The following is a 23574-nucleotide window of genomic DNA, read 5'->3' as shown; positions in this document are numbered from 1 at the left end:
AATACGTCTCAGATAATGACGGTATTTGTCTCAATGGCAGGGGTTGGAAGTATTTCTTCCGAGATATCGAGGGCGACGGCAAGGGCGTCGGTCATGCGTCGCGGTGACCAGGCAATTCCGTGATTCATGTAGGTCGGGTCTCCGGTGAGCGGAATGAACGTGCTCCCCGGAGGGGTAATGCTGGCCATCCCCGAAGGCATCAGTGCGACGCCGACACCGGCGGCTACGAGCATCAGGATCATGTACGGATCCGTAATCTCCTGAACGACCCGCGGACGAAAGCTGGCGTTCATGCATGCCCGCATTGCCGTCTCCTGCAGGGCCGACCCGGCGGACAGCGGAGTGGTGACAAATCCGTCGTCGGACAGGTCGCGTAGATCGATCTCGGTTTCCGTGGCAAGGCGATGGTCGATCGGCAGCACGGCTCCGAATGGTTCACGGCGGATCAACCGAGTGGAGAGGGGTGCCGCTCCGACGGGTAAACCCACGAACGCCAGGTCGAGCGCGCCGCTTTCGAGTTGTGTGACGGCGTCGCGGGTCATGATGCGGCCCAGGAGCGTCAGTTCGATCTCCGGATAGCGCTGACGCAATGCTCGGGTCAACGGTGGAAGTGCCTGATGATTCAGGACGCCGGTGAACCCGATCGTCACTCGGCCGTATATGCCTCCGGCCGACGCGCGAGTCGCGTGCCGCGCGGTCTCCATGCTTTCGAGTACGCGGTACGCGTGGGGAAGAAAAGCATGTCCGCCGGAGGTGAGTGCAACGCTCCGGGTGCTGCGCTCGAACAGTGGCACGCCTATGTTCTTTTCGAGCTTGCGGATCATCTGACTGAGTGGAGACTGTGCCATTTGGAGTCGTGACGCTGCTCGGCCGAAATGAAGCTCTTCTGCGACTGCGACGAATGCATGCAACCAGCGAGTTTCCATCAGTGTTTTCCTCCGGGGAATTTGACGGTCGTACGACACGTCATATATTCAGAAATCGTACACAGTATGGCGCGAATTATATTCATTCTCAACTTAAATTAAGTCTGAGATGCACATGAACTCCAGGAGTGATGTTGATGCAGGGCTATCCAGAAGGTGCCACGGCACTGATTACCGGTGGGGCAAGTGGAATTGGTGAGGCATGTTCAAAGTTATTGATGCAGAGGGGTGTTCGAACAATAACTGCAGATATTTCCGGGGGTGCCGATGAGCGAGTCGACGTGACCGACGCTGCCGCAGTCGAAGACTTGTGCGCGCGAATCGGCAAGATCGATATCTTGATCAACAGCGCCGGCATCGTGGGTCCGTCGGCGCCACTGACGGACGTCTCGCTCGCAGATTGGCAGCGGACCTTCCGGATCAACGTCGACGGGACGTTCCTCATGTGCCGCGCATTTGTGCCAGGCATGGTCAAGTCCGGTTGGGGTCGTGTGGTGAACCTCGCGAGCATTGCGGCCAAGGACGGAAACCCGAATCAGAGCGCGTATTCGGCATCGAAAGCTGCTGTCATTGCCCTGACGAAGTCGTTGGGCAAGGAAATCGCCACCAGCGGTGTCCTCGTGAACGCCGTTGCTCCAGCCGCGGTCGAAAGTCCGATGAATGCCGGCACGGACCCGGCAATTCTTGCCCGCTCGCAGAGTCTTACCCCGATGGCACGGATGGGAAAGTCGGATGAAATCGCCGAACTGATCGGATGGCTGTCCTCGAATGCCGTGAGCTACTCGACCGGTGCGGTCTACGACGCCAGTGGAGGTCGTGCAACGTACTAGTGGGTGACCTTGAATGATCGGATGGATCCTTCTGTCGATCAAAATTGAAGCAATGACCGCCATAAATCGCGTGAGGCGACCTGATACTCCAGCATGTGAGCGATCAGGATCCTCAGTGGTTGCTGGGGTTCGAGTTCTTCAGGTAGCAGCGGATTTCGGATGATCACCGCGATCACGGCGCTACCGAGGACCAGTGATTCGCGAGCAGCTTCCTCGCGGCTGACCGAAGATCTGCGTACTTCCGCGCGGGTGAGTGCTTCGCGGGCATCGGCGATCTCGGCGAGCAAGGTGTCGGAATCCCACAACCCGCGCACGATTGAATCGTCTTCGGGTGTCAAGGAGTCGACGCGTATGACCATGGACTCCGGTGCCGCGCCGAGTCGGTGCAGTGCCGATCGAGCGTTGTCGACGCCGCCGTCGAGATTGTTCGGACGTACCGACAGCGTCGGTGTCCATTCTGCGTAGCCCGCCAGGCGGAGTGCTTGGTCGTGTCGACGAGTAGCGGTACGGTCGCTTCGCTTCAATGCTGATTGTTCGACAGCGATCCATGACCCATCCCAGGTCCGGAGTCGATCCATGCGCGTACGCCAGCCTTCTACCTCGCCGTAGGTCGGAAATCCCTCAGGGTTGAGGGTGTAGGTTCCGCGGGCTGTACGACGTAGCTTTCCTTCTTTGCACAGGCGTCCCGCCGCGACTCGGACGCTCGACGCGGTGACGCCGATCAATTCGCCCGCTCGGGTCAACATTGTCGTGCTGAATTCGGTCTCCGGGCTTGCCGTCGCCAGATCCAGGACAATTCGGCCGGCGGACAGCACTCGATCAATTTGTAACAACTTTTCGACAACTCCTGACATATCTTGTTACAAGTGGCATGGTGGGTACTGGGAAACCTTAACCGTGAGAAGTGAGGAAGTATCGTGACTGACTCCGATCAGCCGGGCAGAGATGTCTACGTCGAGCGAGACAACGGCGTCACCACCATCGTCATGAACCGTCCGGATCGCAAGAATGCGGTGGACGGGCCGATGGCAGCGCAACTGCGAGATGCATTCCTCGAGTTCGAGGTCGATGACGCCCAGCGAGTCGCGATACTCTGGGGATCGGGTGGAACATTTTGCGCCGGAGCAGATTTGACTTCTGTCTCAGATCCGGCACGCGTGCATGAACTGCACCCCGAGGGCGGCGGCACCGGGCCGATGGGCCCTACCAGATTGGCGCTGTCCAAGCCGTTGATCGCGGCTGTAAGTGGGTATGCGGTGGCCGGGGGATTGGAACTGTCATTGCTCGCAGATCTACGAGTGTGCGAGGAAGACTCGGTTTTCGGAGTTTTCTGCCGACGTTGGGGAGTACCACTGATCGATGGTGGGACGGTGCGACTGCCCCGGATCGTCGGGCAAGGCCGCGCACTCGACATGATCTTGACCGGCCGCCCGGTTGATGCGCGGGAAGCGCAGTCCTTCGGACTCGTGAATCGTGTTGTTCCGGTTGGTGAGTCCTTGGCTGCGGCACAGGAACTCGCGCGTCAGTTGACGGCATTTCCTCAGCTCTGCATGCTGGCTGACCGCGAGTCGGCCTATCGATCCTTCGATCTTCCCCTGGTGGAAGCACTTCGGGCTGAAGGTGTTGCCGGCAATCCGATCGTCACTGCCGAAGGCGCACGCGGCGCCGCTGAATTTGCTGCCGGTGCCGGACGCCACGGCCGCTTCGACAACAACGATCCGAACGAGGAGAACGCCACATGATGCCCATCACCCGAGATTTGATCGTCCGAGGCGCCCGTCAGCACGGACCACGCACGGCAGTCGTGTTCGGCGATCAGTCGATGACCTTCACCGAAGTGGATGAACTCAGTAGTCGGTTGGCGCACGCGCTGATTGGGCTGGGCGTTGGACGTGGTTCGCGAGTTGCACTGTTGGTCAACAACTCTCTTTCCAGCGTGCCTACGGATTTTGCGTGTGTGAAGGCCGGAATCAATCGCGTTCCCTTGAACTCGAGGCTCTCGTTCGACGAGCACGCGAGGATGCTCGACGACACCGACAGTTCCCATATCGTGTTCGGCCCCGACCTCGCAGACCGGGCATCAGAACTCGCGGACCGTTTCCCCGGCCGGATGTTCATCGGACTCGAAACATCGAGTGGGGGAATGGATTCTCTACTAGATCAGGCTCGACGTCTGCCCTCGACCATTCCGGATATCGAAGTGGCTGCCGATGATGTGATTCTTACTCTCTTCACCTCCGGGACCACGGGAACGCTCAAGGCCGCGCAGCACACGCAGAGTAGTTACGCCGGAATCTGCCGAAACGTGTTGCTCAATCTTCTGCCTGCAGCACAGGACGACACGATGCTGCATGCAGCGTCACTGATTCACGCCAGTGGCGTCTTCGTTCTTCCGTTCTGGCTGCGCGGCGGTAAGACTGTGATCCTTCCGGGATTCGATCCGTCGACGTTCCTGACTTCGATTGTCGAGCATCGCGCGACCGCAATCAATCTGGTACCCACAATGATCCAGATGCTCGTCGAACGGCCGGACTTCGCGACGGCGGATATCTCCAGTCTGAAGTCGGTAATTTACGGGGCTTCCCCGATGCCGCTCGCCACCATTGAACGTGCGATGGAAGTTTGGGGGCAACATCGGTTCCTGCAGTACTACGGGCAGACCGAAGCGCCGCTGTGTATTGCTGTTCTGCGACCCGAAGATCACACCCCGGAACGGTTGCTCTCCTGCGGACAACCAGCCGTCGACGTCGAGATCAGGCTGCTTGATTCCGAGGGTAACGAAGTGCCGCAAGGGGAACCGGGTGAAATCGTCATCCGTTCGACGTCAGCGATTTCCGGTTATTTCAATGCTCCCGAGCTCAATGCCGAGACGTTCACCGAAGACGGCTGGGTGCACACCCGCGACATCGGAGAATTCGACGCCGAAGGTTTCCTGTTTCTCAAGGACCGAGCTTCGGACATGATCATCAGTGGTGGTTACAACGTTTACCCGCGTGAGGTCGAAGACGCGTTGCTGACGCATCCGGCGGTGCGCGAGGTAGTGGTGGTCGGTACCGCAGATGCGAAATGGGTGGAAGCAGTGACGGCTGTGGTGGTCCTGAAGGAAGGGGTGACTGGGGATGACGCACTGCATGCGGAATTGGTAGCTCATGTCGGGGAGCGTCTGGCGTCGTACAAGAAGCCGCGACGGGTAGTTTTTGCCGCCTCGGTTCCGAAAACAGCAGTGGGCAAGCTGAACCGAAAAGCGCTGCGGGACAGTCTCCGCGACTCATGACCTGTGGAGAGCCGTTGCAGGTTCGGTGGCGGCTCTCCTCGGTTTGTCAGGTGAGGCGTTCGAACACTGCAGCCAGTCCCTGGCCGCCGCCGATGCACATGGTCTCGAGGCCGTACCGCGCTTCGCGCCGATCCATTTCGCGTAGCAAGGTCGCCAGGATTCGTCCACCGGTTGCGCCGACGGGATGCCCGAGCGAGATGCCGGAACCGTTGGGGTTGATCCGGGGATCGTTGGCTTCGAGTTTCCAGGTGCGGAGAACTGCAAGTGCCTGTGCAGCAAAGGCTTCGTTGAGTTCGATGACGTCCATATCGGCCAATGTCAGTCCGAGACGACCTAGTGCTTTCTCCGAGGCTGGGACCGGGCCGATTCCCATGGTGCGGGGAGGAACACCGGCGACGCTCCAACTGGCCAGGCGGGCAAGGGGGCGCAGGCCGAGTGCACGTGCCTTCTCCACGGTGGTGACGATGGCCAATGCCGCGCCGTCGTTCTGGCCACTGGCATTTCCGGCCGTGACAGTGGCATCGGGATCGATCTTGCCGCGCATGGGACGAAGGCGGGCAAGCGATTCCATCGACGTATCAGCACGCGGGTGCTCATCGGTGTCGACGAGGAGGGCGTCGCCCTTGCGCTGTGGAACGGAGACCGGAACGATTTCTTCGGCAAAGATGCCGTTCTTCTGTGCGGCGACGGCGCGCTGATGAGACTGCACTGCCAGTGCATCCTGATCCTCACGGCTGATGGCGAACTTGGCGCGCAGGTTCTCGGCCGTTTCGATCATGCCACCGGGAATAGGGAAGTCGCGGCCGCCGGCAGTGACGCGGGCGCGGGCCAACCGGTCGCTGAGCGCAACGGCTTCTCCCTTGACGCCCCAACGCATTCCGGTGGCGTAGAACTCGGCCTGGCTCATCGATTCGGCGCCGCCGGCGAGAACGAGATCGCTGCCGCCGGACTGAACCTGCATGACGGCCTGGATAATTGCCTGCAGACCGGAGCCGCAGCGCCGATCCACCTGCATCCCCGGAACGTCGATTCCGAGTCCGGAGTTGAGTGCGGCGATGCGTCCGATCGCGGGGGCCTCGCCTCCGGGGGAGGCTTGTCCGAGGATGACGTCGTCGACGTCTGCGCCGGAAATTCCGGTGCGCGAGACGAGTTCGGCGATCAGGGTGGAGGCGAGGTCTTCCGGGGCGATATCACGGAAGACACCGCCGAAACGGCCTACCGGTGTGCGGAGGGGTTCACAGATAACAACGTCAGGCACGATTGTTCCTTGCGGTATGTCTCGATCAGCGAGTCGCGGTCGAGTGATTGTTCGAGGTCTGGGTGCGGCCGAGGTCGATGGAAATGGCATCCGCCGTCGCGATGGCTGCCGGAACCAATTCGGTGAGAACGGCCTCGGCGGAGTATCGGGCGGCCTGGGTCGAGATATTCACTGCCGCAACCACATCGCCGGTTGTGTCTCGAATGGGAGCGGCGAGCGAACGCAAGCCTTCTTCGAGTTCCTGGTCGACTACGGCGAAGCCGTCGGCACGAATCTTCTGGAGTTCGGCGCGTAGGTCTACAGCAGTAGAGACTGTCTTGCCGGTGAGCTGTGTAAAGGAAACCCGAGTCAGGTACGCATCGAGTGCGGCGTCGGATAGCCCGGCGAGCAGTACCCGGCCCATGGATGTTGCGTAGGCCGGGAAGCGAGTGCCGATGGTGATCGAGACTGTCATGATGCGACTGACCGGAACACGAGCCACGTACACGACGTCGTCGCCGTCGAGGATGGACACGGAGGTCGATTCACGGACCTTGGCAGACAACGCTTCCAGATGTGGGCCCGCGATTTCGGGCAGGGACAAACTCGACAGGTAGCTGTAGCCGAGTTCGAGAACGCGCGGTGTCAGCCAGAACACCGAACCATCCGTACGCACGTACTCGAGTTCGACGAGAGTGAGCAGGAACCGACGCGCAGTCGCACGTGTGAGATCGGTGTGCCGGGCAACATCACTGAGCGTTTGACGCGGATGCTCGGCGTCGAACGCCTTGATGACGGACAGTCCGCGGGCCAGCGACTGGACGTAGTCGGGTGACGGTCCCGGTGACTGCTCGTTCTCGCTCATGATGTGGTGTTCTCCTCGGGCTTCGGCGTGAGATCGGCGAGGGCCTGCTTTCCCAGCGCAAAAGCCTGATTGCTGTTCGGCACGCCCGCGTAGACCGCGGTATGGAGAAATACTTCCACGAGTTCGTCGGGATCCGTTCCGGCGCGCAGCGCGGCACGGATGTGCATGTCGAGTTCGTGCTCGTTGCCGACAGCGGTGAGGATCGCCAATGTCAGCAGTCGGCGGGTGTGGTGATCGAGGCCGGGGCGCGACCAGATGTCACCCCACGCTGTGCGGGTGATGAAGTCCTGGAACGGTGTGGTGAACTCGGTGGACCCGGCGATGGACCGTTCGACGTGGGCATCACCGAGGACCTGACGACGGACGCTCATTCCGGCCTCGATGGCTGCGTTGCGCTGAGCTACAGCCGGTGTATTCGAAGCAATATGTGCAGCAATGAGTTTGGTGACGCGTCCGGCCTGCTCGACATTGGCGAGGTGTGCGCCGGGGTTGACGACGTGCATGACGGAATCGGCTATACCGTCGGCAATTGCCGCCACAGTGGCCGGGGGAGTGGGCACGTCCTGCTCTCCGGCGATGAGGAGCGTCGGAGCTACGATGCGGGCGAGGTCGGCGCGACCGTCCCAGACCGAGAGTGCTTCGCAGCAGGCGGCGTAACCCTCGTCGGGGGTTGCCTTGACCATCGCAATATGGCGGGCGACCAACTCGGGATCATGCTCGGCAAGCCCGGCGGTGAACCAGCGTCCCACCACGGCCTCCGCGATTGACGCAATCCCGTCGGTACGCACGGCCTCGGCGCGATCGATCCACGGCTGGGCGGGGGCGAACTGCGACGAGGTGCAGAGCAAGGTCAGGGTGTCGACGCGAGTGGGGTGGTGCGCGGCAACCCATTGGCTGACGGCGCCGCCGAGGGAGAGTCCCACCAGATGTGCCGACTCGAGTTCGAGGTAATTGAGCAGCGTGATGACGTCTCCACCGAGATCCGCGACGGTGTACGGACCGGCCGGCACCGGCGACTGGCCGTGGCCACGATGGTCGACCGCAATGACCCGGAACCGATTCGACAGTGCATGAATCTGCGACTGCCACATGGAGAGATCGGAACCGAGCGATCCGAGGAAGACCACTGCGGGAGTTGCCGGATTGCCGTACTGCTGAAAGTTGAGGGCGACGCTCATCGTGATTCTCCTGTGGGACGCCCCGCCAGCGCTCTGTCGACCAGATCGGTGGCGTGGCCTAGATAGTGTGCTGGATCAAGAAGTTCGGAAAGCTCTGCGACGTTCAGATGTTCGGTGATTGCCGGATACTGATCCAGACGAGTGCCGGAAGCGGCTGCAGCCGTGACGATGTCACGTGCGCGATCGGTGTGCGCCGAGAGTGCTTTGGTGACACGCTCCGCCAGGATCAAACCGTCGGTGATGTCGAGGTTGCGTGCCATTGCATCGGGATGCACTTGCAGGCCGGTGAGACTGACTGACAGTTGGTGCGCTGCACCGCCGGCCAGTCGGAGGAGATCGGTGACTGTCTCCCACTCGGCATGCCAGGGACCAGCGGCCCGCGCGAACTCATGGTCCATATTGGACAGGGCGGTGGCGACCAATGCGGGAACGCGTCTCGCTGCGGCGCGCGCGGTGATGGCGGCAACGGGATTCTGCTTGTGCGGCATGGCAGACGAGCCGCCGGGAGCATTTTCGGCTACTTCGGACAACTCGGTGGAGGCCATCGTGGTGATGTCGATAGCGGGCTTGGATACTGCGCCGGCCACAATACCCAGGGCAGTTGCCAACTCGGCGATGGTCACGCGATCGGTATGCCACGGCACAACCTGCCGGGCCAGCCCGAGTTCGTCGGCAAACGCGTCGGCCAGGGTGAGACCGTCCGGATACGACGCGGCGAGTGTGCCTGCCGCGCCACCGAATTGAACGGGAAGTGCCGACAATACGGCGTCTAGTCGGACAGCCGCAGAGTCGAGTGCAGTGAACCAACTTGTTGCGAGCAAGCCGAAGGTAGTCGGAAGTGCCTGTTGTCCCAGGGTTCTCGCCACCATCGGCGTGGATCGGTAAGCCTGGGCGAGATGTGCTGCGGCGTCGGCGGCCCGGGTCAGATCTGCGAGCACGACAGAACCGGCCCGTCGTGCCAACAACATCAGCGCGCTGTCCATGATGTCCTGGCTGGTAGCGCCTGGATGCACAACCTTGCCGGGGACCCCGGCTTGCGCAGCTCTCTCCCGCAGAATCTTCACCAGCGGAATAACGGGATTTCCGCCGGCAGCAGAGGCACGCCCCAACGCCGCGATGTCGAGGCCGCCTGGCTGTGACAACTCCGCAGCAGCCGAAGCTACGGCAGCACAGTGCTCACCGTCGGCCAACCCGAGCGTGGCGGCTGCGCAACTCAGTGCAGCCTCCACGTCGAGCAAGGCGGTGACCCATGCCTGGTCGGACAGGTGCTCGGCCACCTGGATGGCTCCGAACACCGGATCGAACAAGTCGCCGCGGGTGGGCATGTGTACTCCTCTTACAGTTCGAAGAACGGCGTTTCGACACCGTCTGCGTTGGCATCCTGAACATAGACCGTCCAGGAGTACCCACCGTCGACCTTGGTGGCAACCAACTTTGCGCGTTCGGCTTCGGTCAGTGAATTCAACACAGGATCAATCGCATGCGCGTCGGTGTCCTCGGGGAAATACAGCCGAGTGACAAGGCGGTCGAGCATGCCGCGGGCGAATACCGAGACGTTGACGTGCGGAGCTTCGTCCACCTCGGATTCGGTGGGTAGTGGGCCGGGCTTGACGGTGTAGACCAAGGCCGTTCCGGTGGAATCGGCTGCGCTACGGGCAAATCCACGGAAGCCTGGCGGAGTGAGCTCGACTGCGCCACGCGGGTCATCGGGATGGTTGAAGCGGCCGAGAGCATCTGCCTGCCACGTTTCGATCATCGCGTCGGCTACCGGCGAGCGGTTGCCGTCGATCACGGTGATGGCCAATGTGATTCTGTCGGGAGCATCGTCAGGAGTCGCGTCGGGACCATCCGTCCAGGGAAGGCCGATATGCCAGTACGGCCCGACGGTTTGCGAGGGGGTCAAGCCGAAGGGAACCGTGGTGAAATCACCGGGTATAACGGGGTAGATGGGTGCCGGCTTCTCGGTCATCGCGGCCTTCTCGGTCATCGCGGCCTTCTCAGTCATCGTGGTCTTCCTCGTTCTCGAATACGGATGCATTGCGGCCGCGTAGGACGATGTCGAAGCGGAAGCCCAGAGCCCAGTTGGGGACGGTGGCGTCGTAGTCGAAGACGCTGACCATGCGGTGGCGTGCCTCTTCGGGAACCGCGTTGTAGATCGGGTCCTGGAAGAACATCGGGTCGTCCGGGAAGTACATCTGCGTCACGAGGCGCTGGGTAAAGGCGGTGCCGAACAACGAGAAGTGGATGTGTGCTGGACGCCAGGCGTTGTCGTGGTTCATCCACGGGTAGGCGCCGGGCTTGACGGTCGTGAACGAGTAGTGCCCGTTGGCATCAGTCACGCAGCGACCGAGACCGTTGAAGAACGGGTCGAGCGGAGCGGGCCAGTTGTCGCCGGTGTGGCGGTAGCGTCCACCGGCGTTGGCCTGCCACACCTCGAGCAGTGTGTGGGGGACGGGCTTGCCGTCACCGTCGAGAACACGGCCGTGAACCACGATGCGCTGGCCCTGTGCTTCGCCGCCGTTGGCGATGGTCAGGTCGTTTTCTCCCGCACCGACGCGGTCCTCGCCGAATACCGGCCCGGTCAATTCGGTGAGGCGCTGGGGGAGCAGCTTCAGCGGCTGCTTGGGGTGACGCAGGGAGGTGGTCTTGTAGTCCGCGAAATCGGCCGGGGCATTGACGCCAGTCGGCCGCTGGTACCTCGGCGGTAGATGCAGCATAGGGAACCTCGTCGTTCGGTATGTGTTCGCAATACGTACTAGGGTTCACAATACGCACACTTCGCGCTACTGTCATCAACATGATGGACAAAGTCATTCCCACTGCAGCCGAGGCCGTCGCGGACGTGCCGGACGGCGTCACTATTGCTGTCGGAGGATTCGGGCTCGTCGGAGTACCGGAAATCCTCATCAATGCGCTTCTCGCGCAGGGCGCAACCTCACTGGAAACGGTGAGCAACAACTGCGGCACCGACGGCTTCGGGCTTGGTGTGCTTCTCGAGCACGGGCGAATTCGCCGGACAGTCAGCTCGTACGTCGGCTCCAACAAGGAGTTCGCCCGCCAGTACCTCGGCGGTGAACTGGAAGTCGAACTGACGCCGCAGGGCACACTGGCCGAGCGCATGCGCGCCGGCGGTGCCGGTATCCCCGCGTTCTTCACCCCGGCTGGTGTCGGTACTCAGGTTGCCGACGGCGGCTTGCCCTTGCGCTACGACGGTAGCGGAGGCATCGCAGTTGCCAGCCCGCCCAAGGAGACTCGTGAGTTCGACGGCGTCACCTACGTGATGGAACGCGGCATTGTCGCCGACTACGCGCTCGTTCACGCCTGGAAAGGTGACCGGCACGGCAACCTCGTCTATCGCGCAAGTACTCAGAACTTCAATCCGGCGGCGGCAACTTCCGGTCGGATCACCATCGCTCAGGTAGAGCACCTCGTGGAGCCGGGCGAACTCGACCCCGCCGAAATCCACACCCCCGGCATCCATGTTCAGCGAGTGGTCCACGTCGGCCCCGTGAGCGTCGGCATCGAGAATCGGACGGTACGAACATGACCGCAGGGACACCCACCAAACTCACCCGCGAAGAGATGGCTGCGCGAGTAGCGCGCGAACTCGGTGACGGTCAGTACGTGAACCTGGGTATCGGCATGCCGACACTGGTTCCGAACTATCTTCCGACTGACATCACCGTCGTATTGCATTCGGAAAACGGCGTTTTGGGTGTCGGCCCATACCCGACCGAGGACGAACTCGATCCGGAACTGATCAACGCGGGCAAGGAAACCATCACGGTTCTCCCCGGTGCATCGTTCTTTGACTCCTCGGCCTCGTTCGGCATGATCCGCGGCGGTCAGGTGGACGTTGCTGTGCTCGGCGCCATGCAGGTCAGCGCAACTGGTGACCTCGCGAACTGGATGATTCCCGGCCACATGGTCAAGGGGATGGGCGGCGCGATGGATCTTGTCCACGGTGCAAAACGCGTCATTGTCATGATGGAACACGTATCCAAGAAGGGTGAGCACAAGATTGTCGAAGAGTGCTCACTGCCGTTGACCGGCAAAGGGTGTGTGCAGCGGATCATCACCGATATGGCCGTCATCGACGTGACTGCCGACGGTCTGGCTCTGGTCGAAACGGCGCCGGGTGTGAGCGTCGACGACGTAGTTGCTGCGACCGGTGCGAAACTGATTCTCTGACAGAGGTTGATCCGGCGCGGGTTCGGCTAGTTTCCCGCGCCGATCAGTCGAGGGATGCCAGATCGATTCTTCGTGAGATTCCGCGTGCCGCAGCAATCAATGCCGGGACCAGTGGAGCCGGATCATGCTCTACCGGAACCACAATCGACACGGCCGCGACGACGGACCCTCGACCTTTTCGGATCGGTGCGGCCAAGGCGAGTGTTCCGGCGTTCAAATACTCACGGCACGTGACAAAGCCGGTGCGGCGGATGTCGTCGAGTTTGGCGCGCAGGATGCGTTCGGAGGTAATGGTGTGGGGTGTAAACGAGTCCAACCCGCGCGCGAGTATCTGCTCGAGTAGTTCGGTACCGCCGTGGGCAAGGAGAATTAATCCTCCGCTGGACGCGTGGAGGGGCAATCTCCCGCCTGCTCTGCCGATCACCGAGACGGCAGAGTGTGCCGACAAACGCTCGAGATACAAGGCCTCGACGCCCTCGCGAACTACCAATTGCACATTCTCGTGAGTGGCTTCGTAGAGGTCTTCGAGGAAGGGCAACGCCACTTGCCGCAAACCGTGAGCGCCCGGCGCCAGTGCTCCGAGTTCCCATAGACGCACACCGATTTCGTACTTACCGTCATCCATTCGCTCGAGTGCGCGATGGGCGATCAGTTGCCCACACAACCGGTGAACAGTCGGTAGCGGCAGGCCGGTACGCCGGCTGATCTCGGATTGACTCAACCGGTGCGAGGTCGCGTCGAATGCGCCGAGCACAGTAAATGCACGGCCGATGAGAGAACGGTCGTCGGCTGTCACCCATTCATTGTGACTGACAGTCGACGACCGCCCCAATCAGTTCTAGAAGATCAACGGGGTGCCGACGTAGTTCTCGGCAATCAGTGTGCGGCCCGCGACAGAACGGGTCACCATGTCGAGTTCAGCCAACTGGCGGCGGTGGCCGAAACCTGATTCTTCCGGCAGGCGATGAAGCATCGACGACATCCACCAGGAGAAGTGCTGCGTTCGCCAGATTCGAGGAAGGACCGTCGAGGTGTAGGCCTCCAACAGCTTTCGGTCCGAGTTCGCGAAGAAGTGCTTCATTGCCTTCGAGAGCACGAAGACGTCTGCGATGGCAAGGTTCATGCCCTTCGCGCCGGTCGGCGGCACGGTGTGTGCGGCGTCGCCCGCGAGGAACAGATTGCCGTGCTGCATCGGCTCGCAGACGAAACTGCGGAACTGAAGGATCGACTTCTGAAAGATCTCGCCGTCCTTGATCTCTGCGCCTTCACCGTCGACACGCTGATGCAGTTCGTCCCAGATTCGATCGTCGGACCAGTTGTCGACGGAATCGTTGGGGTCGACCTGAAGGTAGTGGCGCTGAACGTCGGGAGTGCGAGTGCTGATCAGTGCGAAACCGCGCTCATGATTGGCATAGATCAGTTCGTCCGATGAGGGCGGTGCTTCCGCGAGGATCCCGAACCAGGCGAATGGGTACTGGCGGAAATGATCGGTCCGTACCGTGGATTCGGGGATGAGTTTGCGTGTTTCGGTGCGGGAACCGTCGCAACCGGCGACAAGAGCGCAATCGAGTTTCTGCTCGTTTCCGTCGGAATCGACGAAAGTGATACTCGGGGTATCTGATTCGTGGTCATGGACGAGGGCTCCGGAGACACCGAAGCGAATGTCGCCGCCATCCGCGAGGCGACGTTCGATCAGATCCTTGAGCACCTCATGCTGGGGGTAGACCGTGACCGCGCGACCATCTGTCAACTCGTCGAACGCGATGCGATGTCCACGACCACCGAAACGCAATTCGATTCCGTGATGCTCCAACCCTTCTCGCTTCAGTCGGTCCCCGAGACCGGTGTCCACCATGAGATCGACCGTGTTCTGCTCGAGTACGCCGGCACGGATAGTGCCTTCCACCTCCGCGCGGGTGCGGGATTCGAGTACCACGGAATCAATGCCCTGCAGATGCAATAGGTGCGAGAGCATGAGGCCGGCCGGGCCACCTCCGATGATTCCGACCTGGGTGCGCGTGGTGGCCATGTGAAAACTCCTGGTTGTGCTGAGGATTGGTGAGACGATGCCACTACCTTCGCCTCTCACCTCATCGCCTAGCTAGTACTAATTTCACTGAGTGAAAGTTTGCTTTTTCGCACCCGCGAAATCGTCCCCGGCGTTTCGAACTATGCAGTGCTTACCCGAGGTGAAACTCGCACTCGAGGTTAAATCTCGTTCGGATACAAGAAAAGTCGGTAGACGAGAATGTCTCGTCTACCGACACTTGCCTACCGATGAACGTCAGGGGCTGTCAGTACCGATGTTGCGGGTCGAGGAGATTGCAACCAGACCGATCAGGCCGACCAGTGCAAAGGCGTAGAAGCCCCACGGCACTGCGTATCCGGCGCCGAGCAGTGCGCCGCCGAGGATCGGGCCGCAGATTGCGCCGAGACGTCCGACGCCGGCCGACCAGCCCAGGGCCGTCGCGCGAATGTTCGCGGGGTGGTTGGCGCTGGTGAAGGCGTACACGAGCACCTGGGCGCTGAAGACGAAGCAGCCTGCCAGGAACACCATGACGTAGATGGCGCCCCCTGCCTTGACGCTGAGCAATGCGAGGAAGATGGCTGCACCGGTGAACCACACGATGGCGGCTGTGCGGGGGCCGACCTTGTCAGCGATGCGGCCCGCGACGAGCAGTCCGACGACGGCGCCGGCATTGAGGATCAGCAGGAACGTCAGAGCTGCGCCGAGTTCGTAACCGGCCTCACGCATGATCGTCGGTAGCCAGGTGTTGAGGCCGTAGACGAGCAGCAGACCCATGAACGAAGTGACCCAGATAGCGATGCTGTTCCGCAGGAACTTCGGTGAGAAGAGCATCTTCACCGGATTCGTCGCAGTGGCTGCGGGTGCATCGGCGGACGGTGCAGCCTCGAGCACTAGCCCGTACTGCGTGGCAATGCTCTCGGCCTCGTCACGACGGCCGTGGGCGAGCAGGTAAGCCGGCGACTCCGGCAGGTACTTGATCATGAGCGGAATCAGAATCAGTGCGGGTGCTGCGCCGACGACGAACATCGAGTGCCAGCCGAACGGGTCGATCAGCACGAGAGCCAGGGCTGCGGTGGCGACGGCGCCGACGTGGTAACCGGTCATCAGCATCGTGGAGGCGGAGCCGCCGCCCTGCTTCTTCGAGAACTCGTTCACCAGTACCAGCGCGGTGGGCAGTGCGCCACCTAGGCCGACGCCGGCGAGGAAGCGGAGCACTCCGAAGATGAACGGGTTGGGGGCAACGGCACACAGCAGAGTGAGCAGCGAGAAGGCCGCGACCGAATAGATCAGTGCCTTGCGTCGACCGATGATGTCGGTGAGGGTGCCGATGGCCAGTGCACCGATCGTCATACCGACGAGGCCGAACGTCGAGATGATCGTGATCGCGCTTGTGCTCAGATTCCAGTCGCCGTACTCGCGCAGTGAGGGGATGACAGCACCCAGGACCACGAGATCGAATCCGTCGAGGAGGACGGCGATCCAACACAGTGGGGCGACCCACATCGCGGCGCGAACGCGTGTCGCGGGTCGTTCGATGGTGCTCATTGCTTTCTCCAGGATGTAGACGGAAGAGCGAGTGTTCGCATGACGGACACGTGTTCATTATGTTCTTGCATGATTGTTGGGTGGCTCACATACGAATGTCAAACCGCCCATATGCAGGGAAACCGGTCAGTTTCTTAAGGGGGCTGGAGGTGCAAAGTGCATACGTGGCCGCCGCCCGCGTCTGGCGGGCGGCCTCCTGTGACTGACCGCGTCTATCTGGACAGTGCCGTTATCTAACTCCGCGCGTGCGGAACTGAACGCTGATTCTGGGGCCGAGTGCGCGGGCGCTCTTGGGTACGCAGTGCTCCCAAGTTCGTTGGCATGAACCGCCCATGACCAGAAGATCGCCATGTCCGAGGTTGAATCGGATCGATTCTCCACCGCCGCGTGGACGAAGCAGGAGCGGGCGGGCAGCGCCGAGCGACAGGATGGCCACCATCGTGTCCTCTGTGCGACTGCGTCCGGTGTCATCGCCGTGCCAGGCGACGCTGTCGGAGCCGTCGCGGTAGAAACACAATCCTGAGGTCGTGAACGGTTCGCCGAGTTCGTCTCGGTAATGCCGGCTCAATGCGCTTTTCGCCTCGGTGAGTAGGGGATCCGGCAGAGGTTCGTTCTTGTTGTAGAAACACACCAGACGAGGGACATCGACGACGCGGTCGTACATCTGGCGTCGTTCGGCACGCCAGGGTACAGATTTCTCGAGGTTGTCGAACACTGTCGCCGACCCGGTCAGCCAGGCCGGCCGGTGGTCGACCCAGGCGCCTGCCGTGAGGCGGCGTCGCTGCATGGTGTGGTCCAGATCGGCTAGCGAGACGCCGAGGTCACCGTTGTCGAAGAGTGACGGTTGCATCATGGCGGTCATGGGTCCACCGTACGCCCGTTATCGAACACATATTCGATGAATTTGGTGTCCAGGTCTGCCAGGGGAGAGTCTCGAGGTGTCGTTTAGTGGAGTTCCTCGACCAGTCCGATGATGACGCCGTCGGGGCCGCGGACATAGCAGTACCGACAGGCGTCTTTGTATTGAGCTACCGTGCCCACGAGTTCGGCGCCATGGGCGCGCAGGCGGTTGAGGACGTCGTCAACATCGTCGACGACAAACGTCAGTCGTGGGATGCCTGGGGTGTTCACCGGTGCCTTCGGTGCGGTGTTGGTGGCCGTCGGCGAGTGGAACGTCGAGAGTTCTACCCGGCCCTGGCCGTCCGGAGTCCGTACGACGGCGATGTCTGCTCGGACGCCGTCCAGTCCGAGGAGGTCGTCGGCCCATTGGCCACCGACTGTTGCTTCGCCCTCCAGTTCCAGGCCCAGTTCGACAAAGAACGCGATAGCAGCCGCGAGATCCTCGACCACAATGCCGGCGTGATCCATCCGGTGGACCGTCATGATGTTCTCCTCCGGTTCGCTACGGTCCATTCTGGTTTGGTTGCTCGGTTCAGGCGCGCTGGCACTCGCCCGGAATCAGCGTTGTCGTGGATTCTCCGCGACGGGGCCGCCTTCGTTTTCCCAGCGATCAAGTGCGCGTTTTTCCTGCTTGGCGGCGGTGTCTTTGCGTGATCCGAGTGCTTTCACGGACTTGAGTAGTTCGGTAAGTCGGCCCATGACCGGACCATACGCGCTTTTCCGACAATGCGGACGGCGGTCAAAGTTTCGATCGGCGACTTGGAGGCCGGTCCACCTCCCGGCGAGTGACAGCCGGGCGGCAGACCTTCTGCGGCAGACCCCTCGCTCCGAAATTGCGGCCGCTCTCGGACTGTACCCACGAAGTTCGGCGGCGAAACCTACGCAGATTCAGCTGCCGCCGCAGATTGCGCTTGCCAACGCTCCTCGATACGGCCAAACTTCCACACCGCGACGGCTACGAGCCAGGTGACGACGAACAACCCGACGATGACGAAACCCATCGCACCCAAATCGAGGTTCCCGATGGCACCCAGAATCCCGGTATCGATATCGAGTTTCTCGGTGAAGATCGAGATGATCTCCTGTGTTCCGATGAGCAGAGCGACTGCGACGGACAAGCCGGTGATCACCATGTTGTAGTAGATCTTTCGGACCGGCTGCGCAAAGGCCCAGCCGTAGGCGAAGTTCATGAACGATCCGTCGATCGAGTCGAACAGAGCCATGCCTGCGCAGAAGAGAATTGGCAGGACCATGATCGAGTACCAGGGCAACCCTGTCACGGCGGCGCCGCCGGCTATCACCAGGAGGCCGACTTCGGTGACGGTGTCGAAGCCCAAGCCGAAGAGTAACCCGACGGGGTACATGTGCCAGGGTTTGCGCACCATTTTCATGACCGGTCCCAGAATCTTGTTCAGGGCTCCGCGGTTGTCCAACTCCTTCTCGAGTTGTTCCTCGTCGAAATTTCCCGCCGTGTATTTGGTGTAGACGCGGTGAATCCCGATGAGAGACACAAGATTCAGGACGCCGATCAGGATGAGGAAAGTCCCGGAAATAGTCGTTCCGAAGAGGCCGGTCCACTTTGCGAGGTCGGAGTTGTCGTCTGAGAGGCTCGACGCCAACTGGCGGACGCCCAGCGCAAGCAGGGCTACGAGAACGAAGACGATCGTTGAATGCCCGAGTGAGAACCAAAACCCTACGGACATAGGTTTTTTGCCGTCGGCCACAAGTTTGCGTGTGGTGTTGTCTATGGCCGCAATATGGTCGGCGTCGAATGCATGCCGCATTCCGAGTGTGTAGGCAGTGACACCGAGTCCGATGCCGAAAACGCTGCCTTCGATTGTGTGGTGACCCGGAACCACCAGTCCGAGGAGGACGCCCCAACCGAGGGCGTTGAGCGCCACTACTGTGACAGTCATTCCGATGATGCTGCGACGCTGGGGGCGGTCCAAGCTCCGCCACGCGCCGATGATTCTTGATCCTGTCGTGTTCGTCGTCATCGAGCACCACCGATTTCGTATTGTGAGTCGGCTTGCACCACTAAAATCGTATAAGTGTTCAGCTGTTCAGATAAGGGTATCTAGGTTACAAATTGCCCATCCGGAGGTAAAGGCGCTGCGCTTCCGGATGGGCAATGAGTCACGCAAAAACGGTATTGACCATGCCCACGTACAGGGCGGTGCCGACGACGATGCTCAGGACCGCATTCTTGCGCCACAAGTGGATTCCGGCGGTGACCGCGACGGCAACCAGCTCCGGTATCCCGTGCGACGGGCCGGTGACCGAGACATTTTTCAGCGAGTACATCACCAGAATCAGCATGATTCCTGCTGGCATGTAGATGCCGAGGTAGGCAACGAGCGCCGACGAACGGAGGGGCTTCAACACTGCAAATGGTATGGCGCGCAAAGCGAATGTGACGATCGCCATCGTGGCGACAGCGCCGAAGATGTACGTGGTGTCAGGCATCGGTGCGCGCCTTTTGCTGGATTGTTCGCTGGTTGACGACGTAACGGACGATCAGGAACGCAACAAACCCGCCCATTGCGATCGGCAGGACGTGTTCGGGTGCGATCAGACGAGCCAACAGGGCACAGGTTACTGCTGCCGTGGGAATTACGAATCCACTCTGGGCGCGCATTGCCTCGATCGACAAGACAACGAACAGCGCTGTGAGCGCAAAGTCCAGGCCGACAAGGGAATCGGGAATCCACTGCCCGGCCGTAGCTCCGAGGATTGCGCCACCAACCCAGTAGCTGTGCAGGAAGAGTTGTGAGAAGACGATGACGCGGCCCGACAGCGCTTTCGGGTCGGTGGTGACCGACATTGCGTAGGCCTCATCGGTGAGGGCGAACATGCTATAGAAGCGCGCGAGGGGATTCTGCACCTTGTTCAGCGGAAAGCTCAACGCGTAGAAGATATGTCGAAAGTTGACCAGCAATGCCGTCAGCGCGATGTACGGCAGTGGGGTCATCGCGGCAACCATGCCGACCGCAATGAACTCGAGTGATCCAGCGTAGATTAACGAGGTGAAAACCATTGCCCACCAAGGGTTCAGGCCTTGCTGCACGACAAGTATGCCGAGGGCAATGCCGAGCGGCAACAGGCCGATGCCGACTGGCAGTGACAGCTGAAAGGCGCGTCGCCACGCCGGGCTCTGAGTGTGGGCATCGACGGCAGTTGTGTCCGCCGATGTTGATGATTCGATCACCATGAAAATGTAGTACAAAATGCGAGGTTTACGATTGCACAGAATGCGCATATTTCGAATTCTGCGCAATAATATCTGCATGGATGCCATGGATGACGCAATTTTATTCCACCTCCGTCAGGACTCCAGTCTGACCAACACCGAATTGGCAGATCTGGTGGGGCTGACGCCTTCGCCGTGCCTGCGTCGGGTCAAGAAACTCGAGGCGGACGGAATCATCACCGGCTACCGGGCCGTGGTGAGCCCGGAAGCCCTCGACCGAGGGTTCCAAGTGATCGTGACCGCGGAGATCAGCGTCAACGACCAGGCCACCATCGAGGACTTCGAATCGCGTGTTGCAGCATTCGACGAGGTGATCGAATGTCGACGACTCTTCGGGATCCCCGACTACTTCATCCGCGTCGCAGTCAAGGATCTTGCGACGTACGAACAATTCCTGGCCACCAAACTCAGCGGCCTGCCTGCGGTGTCGAGGGTGACCTCGCTCATCACGATGAAGACGATCAAGAGTGTGGACTGACGCTCAAGCCCCTTTTCGGTGCGAACGGCACTTTCGTCGTCTCAGATCGACTGAACGTGGCGTTCGCTCTGGCAGGGACACGATTGTCGGTGGGCAGCGTTAACGTCAGAACATGGGATACGAATTTCAAGTCACAGTAGATTCTGCACACCCGCATGAGCAGGCTAAATGGTGGGCCAGTGCACTCGGATGGGCAGTTGAGCCGAGCGATGAGGGCTTCATCAGAGGCCTCGTTGCAGCGGGTCACGCTCAGGAATCCGACACTACGATGTTCGAGGGCGTGCTCGTCTGGAGAGAAGGCGCGGCCATCAGCGATCCTGAGCATCCGGAACGGCCGCGGGTTCTCTTCCAACTCGTGCCGGAATCAAAGACCGTGAAGAACCGCCTTCATTTCGACATCCGGGTGGGGGACAACCGCGAGGAGGTGGCCGCCCAGTTGGAAACAGTCGGCGCGAAGGTTCTGCACCGTGGACGTCAAGGCCCCAGTGTGTGGATCACCATGTCAGACCCGGAAGGCAACGAGTTCTGCGTCAGCTAGCGGTAGGAGCTGGGAGTATTGCCGGTCCACCGCTTGAAAGCGCGGCGGAAGGCACTGGGTTCGGAAAATCCGAGGCGGGAGGACAGTAATTCGACTGACTCACCGCGTCCCAGTCCGGCGATAGCAACATCTCGGAGCACTTCTTCGCGTAGTTGATTCAGTGACGTACCTTCGCGGCGAAGCAACCGTCGCAGGTGAGGCACGCTGATCGAGAGCATCTCGGCAATCTCGTCTGCCGTCGAGGTGCGACCCTTCACGCCGAGTTCGATGACTCGACGCACTTGTGCTGATGCTGTGCTGTCGTAGTCGCGCTCAGACATCAGCTGAATCGGAGATTCGCGTAGGTACTCTTCGAGGGATTCCTCAGTCTGGATTATCGGTGCCCGCATAGCGGAGTTGTCGAATTCCAAAGCGGCGCACGATGCACCGAACGTGACGGGCGCACCGAAGATGTAGTCGTAGTCCTGAGCCAACCGGGCGTCCGGGGCTGAGTAAGGAAATTCGACGGCACGAAGTCGGACGCGTTTGCCGATCAGCCAGGCCGCAAAACGGTGAAGCAGGATGAGGACAAAATCGGTTGTAACACGTTCTGCCACATCAGGTTCGGAAATTTCAGCCCTTGGTTGGACGGAAAAACTGATGCGGGTGCTGTCCTCGCCTGTCTCGATCGACAATGGTGCCAGGCCGGGCAATGCCCGGATCACGTCAGCCATCCGGGCGAAGGCGGTACCGAGATCACGGCAGTGAATCAATGTCAGGCAGATCAGCCGAAATGTTCCTCGCGGAACCGGAGCGCCGCCGAGGCCGAACAATTCGTCGTCGGTGAGCTGCCAGGTGGTTTGAACGAAGATTGTCACCTGGGCGGGGGTCAGGCGTGCCCGCGGATCGGACAGTGTAGCGAGGTCAATCCCGGCCGCCCGCAACGCATTTGACAGATCGATGTTGTTGTCGGGCGAGAACATGAGGTAGCGCTGGACAAATGCTGTGGGGATGGTCCGGGCGCTCATGGGTGAGCGGCTCCCTGCAGCAGATGGAGGCGGCGTGCAGCTTCGGAGAGAATGTGGTCTTGCTTGCAGAACGCGAACCGCACCAGGTGTTTCCAGTTATCACGGTTGTCGGCAAACACGTCGACCGGGACGGCAGCGACTCCGATGCGTTCCGGAAGAGCACGGCAGAATTCTCCGGCATCGGTTTCACCCAGGGGGCGAATGTCCGCGAGGAGGAAGTAGGTGCCGCCGCCGGAATGCACGGTGAATCCCGCGTCGGAAAGGGCGTCGCCGAGCACGTCACGCTTGGATTGCAGGCTTGTTCGGAGGTCTGCGACCCACTGTTGTTCGTTGGTCAATGCGTAGGCCACCGCAGGCTGGAACGGAGCGCCCGCAACAAACGACATGAACTGCTTGGCCGCGCGCACTCCGTCGATGAGCTCGCGTGGGCCCATCGCCCATCCCGTCTTCCAGCCGGTGACGTTGAAAGTCTTTGCAGCGCTGGACACTGTGACCGTGCGTTCCCGCATTCCGGGCAACGACGCCATCGGGGTATGCGTGAGATCGTCGAACACCAGATGCTCGTATACCTCGTCGCTCAACACGATCAGATCGCGTTCGCACGCAATCTCAGCGATTGCCCGCAGTTCTGCCTCGGTGAATACAGTTCCCGTGGGGTTGTGTGGGCTGTTGACTACCAGCATCTTCGTGTTCGGGGTGATCGCTGCCTTGACCGCATCGAGGTCGACCACAAACTTGTCACCCGACGCGACCAGCGGAACAGTGCGCCGAACCGCGCCGGCCAGTGCCACCGATGCGGCATACGAGTCGTAGTACGGCTCGATGAGAACTACTTCTTCTCCCGGTTCGACCAGCCCCAGGATTGCCGCACTGATTGCTTCGGTGGCACCCACCGTGACCAGCACTTCGGAATCGGGGTCGAAGCCCTGGCCGCAACGAGCAAGTCTGTCGGCAGCGATTGCCTGGCGCAGGACCGGCATACCCGGGCCGGGTGGATACTGATTGACGCCTTCGGCGATTGCCCGCCTGGCTACCTCGAGCATCGCAGCGGGGCCATCGGTATCGGGAAATCCTTGACCCAGGTTGACGGCGTCGTGAAGAGTCGCCAGCGCCGTCATCTCAGCGAAGATCGTGGACGCGAACGGTTGCAGACGCGAGACAGTGCGGTTGCGGGGCGTCGAAGGCATCCCTGCAGCTTAGTCGGCCAGAGTTGCATCTACACATCGCCGCCGGGGGCTGCTCTGTCACGTTTAGAGCCGCTTCCTCGTCCAACTCTGTAGACGGCGTCGAATTACGGCGGCCGAGGACACATCGAGGTTTGTGATG

26 protein-coding genes are annotated in these 23574 nt (G+C 61.0%); 7 read left to right on the top strand and 19 right to left on the bottom strand.

Annotation, left to right across the window (positions count from 1 at the left end):
• Positions 1 to 8: 8 nt before the first annotated feature.
• Positions 9 to 926: a LysR family transcriptional regulator gene (locus QM600_RS06660; protein ID WP_283260674.1), complete on the bottom strand. Its 918-nt coding sequence runs from the start codon at positions 924 to 926 to the stop codon at positions 9 to 11.
• A gap of 137 nt (positions 927 to 1063) precedes the next feature.
• On the opposite strand from QM600_RS06660, the gene QM600_RS06655 reads away from it, so the two are divergent.
• Positions 1064 to 1756: an SDR family NAD(P)-dependent oxidoreductase gene (locus QM600_RS06655; RefSeq protein WP_283260673.1), complete on the top strand. Its 693-nt coding sequence runs from the start codon at positions 1064 to 1066 to the stop codon at positions 1754 to 1756.
• Between the two features lie 38 nt (positions 1757 to 1794).
• Here the strand turns inward: QM600_RS06655 and QM600_RS06650 are convergent, their stop codons facing one another.
• Positions 1795 to 2589, bottom strand: a complete 795-nt coding sequence (locus QM600_RS06650) for a hypothetical protein (RefSeq protein WP_283260672.1) — start codon at positions 2587 to 2589, stop codon at positions 1795 to 1797.
• An 84-nt stretch (positions 2590 to 2673) separates the two neighbouring features.
• On the opposite strand from QM600_RS06650, the gene QM600_RS06645 reads away from it, so the two are divergent.
• Positions 2674 to 3498 carry a crotonase/enoyl-CoA hydratase family protein gene (locus QM600_RS06645; RefSeq protein WP_283260671.1) on the top strand — a complete coding sequence of 275 codons (825 nt, stop codon included), beginning with the start codon at positions 2674 to 2676 and terminating at the stop codon, positions 3496 to 3498.
• Entirely contained in the window at positions 3495 to 5030 is a 1536-nt protein-coding gene (locus QM600_RS06640; protein ID WP_283260670.1) for a class I adenylate-forming enzyme family protein, read from the top strand. Before QM600_RS06645 ends, QM600_RS06640 begins: the two co-directional genes overlap by 4 nt.
• Positions 5031 to 5076: 46 nt before the next feature.
• On the opposite strand, the gene QM600_RS06635 is transcribed toward QM600_RS06640, so the two are convergent.
• From QM600_RS06635 to pcaH, 6 genes are read right to left on the bottom strand one after another with little or no spacing between them, the layout of a single operon-like run.
• Entirely contained in the window at positions 5077 to 6288 is a 1212-nt protein-coding gene (locus QM600_RS06635) for an acetyl-CoA C-acetyltransferase (protein WP_283260669.1), read from the bottom strand.
• 25 nt (positions 6289 to 6313) lie between these two features.
• Entirely contained in the window at positions 6314 to 7132 is an 819-nt protein-coding gene (locus QM600_RS06630) for an IclR family transcriptional regulator domain-containing protein (protein ID WP_283260668.1), read from the bottom strand.
• Entirely contained in the window at positions 7129 to 8310 is a 1182-nt protein-coding gene (gene pcaDC, locus QM600_RS06625; protein ID WP_283260667.1) for a bifunctional 3-oxoadipate enol-lactonase/4-carboxymuconolactone decarboxylase PcaDC, read from the bottom strand. Before pcaDC ends, QM600_RS06630 begins: the two co-directional genes overlap by 4 nt.
• Positions 8307 to 9635, bottom strand: coding sequence for a 3-carboxy-cis,cis-muconate cycloisomerase (gene pcaB, locus QM600_RS06620; RefSeq protein WP_283260666.1), 1329 nt, complete (start codon positions 9633 to 9635; stop codon positions 8307 to 8309). The genes pcaDC and pcaB overlap by 4 nt, the downstream gene beginning before the upstream one ends.
• Before the next feature lie 11 nt (positions 9636 to 9646).
• Entirely contained in the window at positions 9647 to 10297 is a 651-nt protein-coding gene (gene pcaG / locus QM600_RS06615; RefSeq protein ID WP_283260759.1) for a protocatechuate 3,4-dioxygenase subunit alpha, read from the bottom strand.
• A 10-nt stretch (positions 10298 to 10307) separates the two neighbouring features.
• A complete protein-coding gene (gene pcaH / locus QM600_RS06610; RefSeq protein WP_094271333.1) occupies positions 10308 to 11027 on the bottom strand; it encodes a protocatechuate 3,4-dioxygenase subunit beta in 720 nt (239 codons plus the stop codon).
• An 83-nt stretch (positions 11028 to 11110) separates the two neighbouring features.
• Here pcaH and QM600_RS06605 point away from each other — a divergent pair, with 83 nt between their 5' ends.
• Both QM600_RS06605 and QM600_RS06600 read left to right on the top strand, forming a co-directional pair.
• Positions 11111 to 11857, top strand: coding sequence for a CoA transferase subunit A (locus tag QM600_RS06605; RefSeq protein WP_283260758.1), 747 nt, complete (start codon positions 11111 to 11113; stop codon positions 11855 to 11857).
• Entirely contained in the window at positions 11854 to 12501 is a 648-nt protein-coding gene (locus QM600_RS06600; RefSeq protein WP_283260665.1) for a CoA transferase subunit B, read from the top strand. The genes QM600_RS06605 and QM600_RS06600 overlap by 4 nt, the downstream gene beginning before the upstream one ends.
• A 43-nt stretch (positions 12502 to 12544) precedes the next feature.
• Here the strand turns inward: QM600_RS06600 and QM600_RS06595 are convergent, their stop codons facing one another.
• From QM600_RS06595 to QM600_RS06555, 9 genes are all read right to left on the bottom strand, one after another.
• Positions 12545 to 13297 carry an IclR family transcriptional regulator gene (locus tag QM600_RS06595; RefSeq protein ID WP_283260664.1) on the bottom strand — a complete coding sequence of 251 codons (753 nt, stop codon included), beginning with the start codon at positions 13295 to 13297 and terminating at the stop codon, positions 12545 to 12547.
• A gap of 42 nt (positions 13298 to 13339) precedes the next feature.
• A complete protein-coding gene (locus QM600_RS06590) occupies positions 13340 to 14530 on the bottom strand; it encodes a 4-hydroxybenzoate 3-monooxygenase (protein WP_283260663.1) in 1191 nt (396 codons plus the stop codon).
• Positions 14531 to 14785: 255 nt separating this feature from the next.
• Positions 14786 to 16075 carry an MFS transporter gene (locus QM600_RS06585; protein WP_283260662.1) on the bottom strand — a complete coding sequence of 430 codons (1290 nt, stop codon included), beginning with the start codon at positions 16073 to 16075 and terminating at the stop codon, positions 14786 to 14788.
• Between the two features lie 229 nt (positions 16076 to 16304).
• Positions 16305 to 16937 (bottom strand): alpha-ketoglutarate-dependent dioxygenase AlkB, encoded by a 633-nt coding sequence (locus tag QM600_RS06580; RefSeq protein WP_283260661.1) that lies wholly within the window; start codon positions 16935 to 16937, stop codon positions 16305 to 16307.
• 83 nt (positions 16938 to 17020) lie between these two features.
• Positions 17021 to 17488 carry a VOC family protein gene (locus QM600_RS06575; protein WP_502942897.1) on the bottom strand — a complete coding sequence of 156 codons (468 nt, stop codon included), beginning with the start codon at positions 17486 to 17488 and terminating at the stop codon, positions 17021 to 17023.
• A 45-nt stretch (positions 17489 to 17533) separates the two neighbouring features.
• Positions 17534 to 17674 (bottom strand): hypothetical protein, encoded by a 141-nt coding sequence (locus QM600_RS06570; protein WP_283260660.1) that lies wholly within the window; start codon positions 17672 to 17674, stop codon positions 17534 to 17536.
• Between the two features lie 179 nt (positions 17675 to 17853).
• On the bottom strand, positions 17854 to 18972 hold the full coding sequence (gene nicT, locus QM600_RS06565) for a Nickel transporter NicT (protein WP_502942896.1): 1119 nt from the start codon (positions 18970 to 18972) through the stop codon (positions 17854 to 17856).
• Between the two features lie 139 nt (positions 18973 to 19111).
• Entirely contained in the window at positions 19112 to 19441 is a 330-nt protein-coding gene (locus tag QM600_RS06560) for a branched-chain amino acid transporter permease (RefSeq protein ID WP_283260659.1), read from the bottom strand.
• Positions 19434 to 20186, bottom strand: coding sequence for an AzlC family ABC transporter permease (locus tag QM600_RS06555; protein ID WP_283260658.1), 753 nt, complete (start codon positions 20184 to 20186; stop codon positions 19434 to 19436). Before QM600_RS06555 ends, QM600_RS06560 begins: the two co-directional genes overlap by 8 nt.
• Positions 20187 to 20262: 76 nt before the next feature.
• Here QM600_RS06555 and QM600_RS06550 point away from each other — a divergent pair, with 76 nt between their 5' ends.
• Positions 20263 to 20703 (top strand): Lrp/AsnC family transcriptional regulator, encoded by a 441-nt coding sequence (locus QM600_RS06550; RefSeq protein WP_283260657.1) that lies wholly within the window; start codon positions 20263 to 20265, stop codon positions 20701 to 20703.
• 112 nt (positions 20704 to 20815) lie between these two features.
• On the top strand, positions 20816 to 21241 hold the full coding sequence (locus QM600_RS06545; RefSeq protein WP_283260656.1) for a VOC family protein: 426 nt from the start codon (positions 20816 to 20818) through the stop codon (positions 21239 to 21241).
• On the opposite strand, the gene QM600_RS06540 is transcribed toward QM600_RS06545, so the two are convergent.
• Positions 21238 to 22248, bottom strand: coding sequence for an AraC family transcriptional regulator (locus tag QM600_RS06540; protein ID WP_283260655.1), 1011 nt, complete (start codon positions 22246 to 22248; stop codon positions 21238 to 21240). The genes QM600_RS06545 and QM600_RS06540 overlap by 4 nt on opposite strands.
• Positions 22245 to 23435 carry a pyridoxal phosphate-dependent aminotransferase gene (locus QM600_RS06535; RefSeq protein WP_283260654.1) on the bottom strand — a complete coding sequence of 397 codons (1191 nt, stop codon included), beginning with the start codon at positions 23433 to 23435 and terminating at the stop codon, positions 22245 to 22247. The genes QM600_RS06540 and QM600_RS06535 overlap by 4 nt, the downstream gene beginning before the upstream one ends.
• Positions 23436 to 23574: the final 139 nt, after the last annotated feature.

Source organism: Rhodococcus sp. IEGM 1379 (assembly GCF_030056815.1).
In the GTDB taxonomy this organism is placed as follows: Bacteria; Actinomycetota; Actinomycetes; order Mycobacteriales; family Mycobacteriaceae; genus Rhodococcus_F.
The sequence above is the reverse complement of the archived record's forward strand: the minus strand, read 5'-3'. Positions and strand labels throughout refer to the sequence as shown.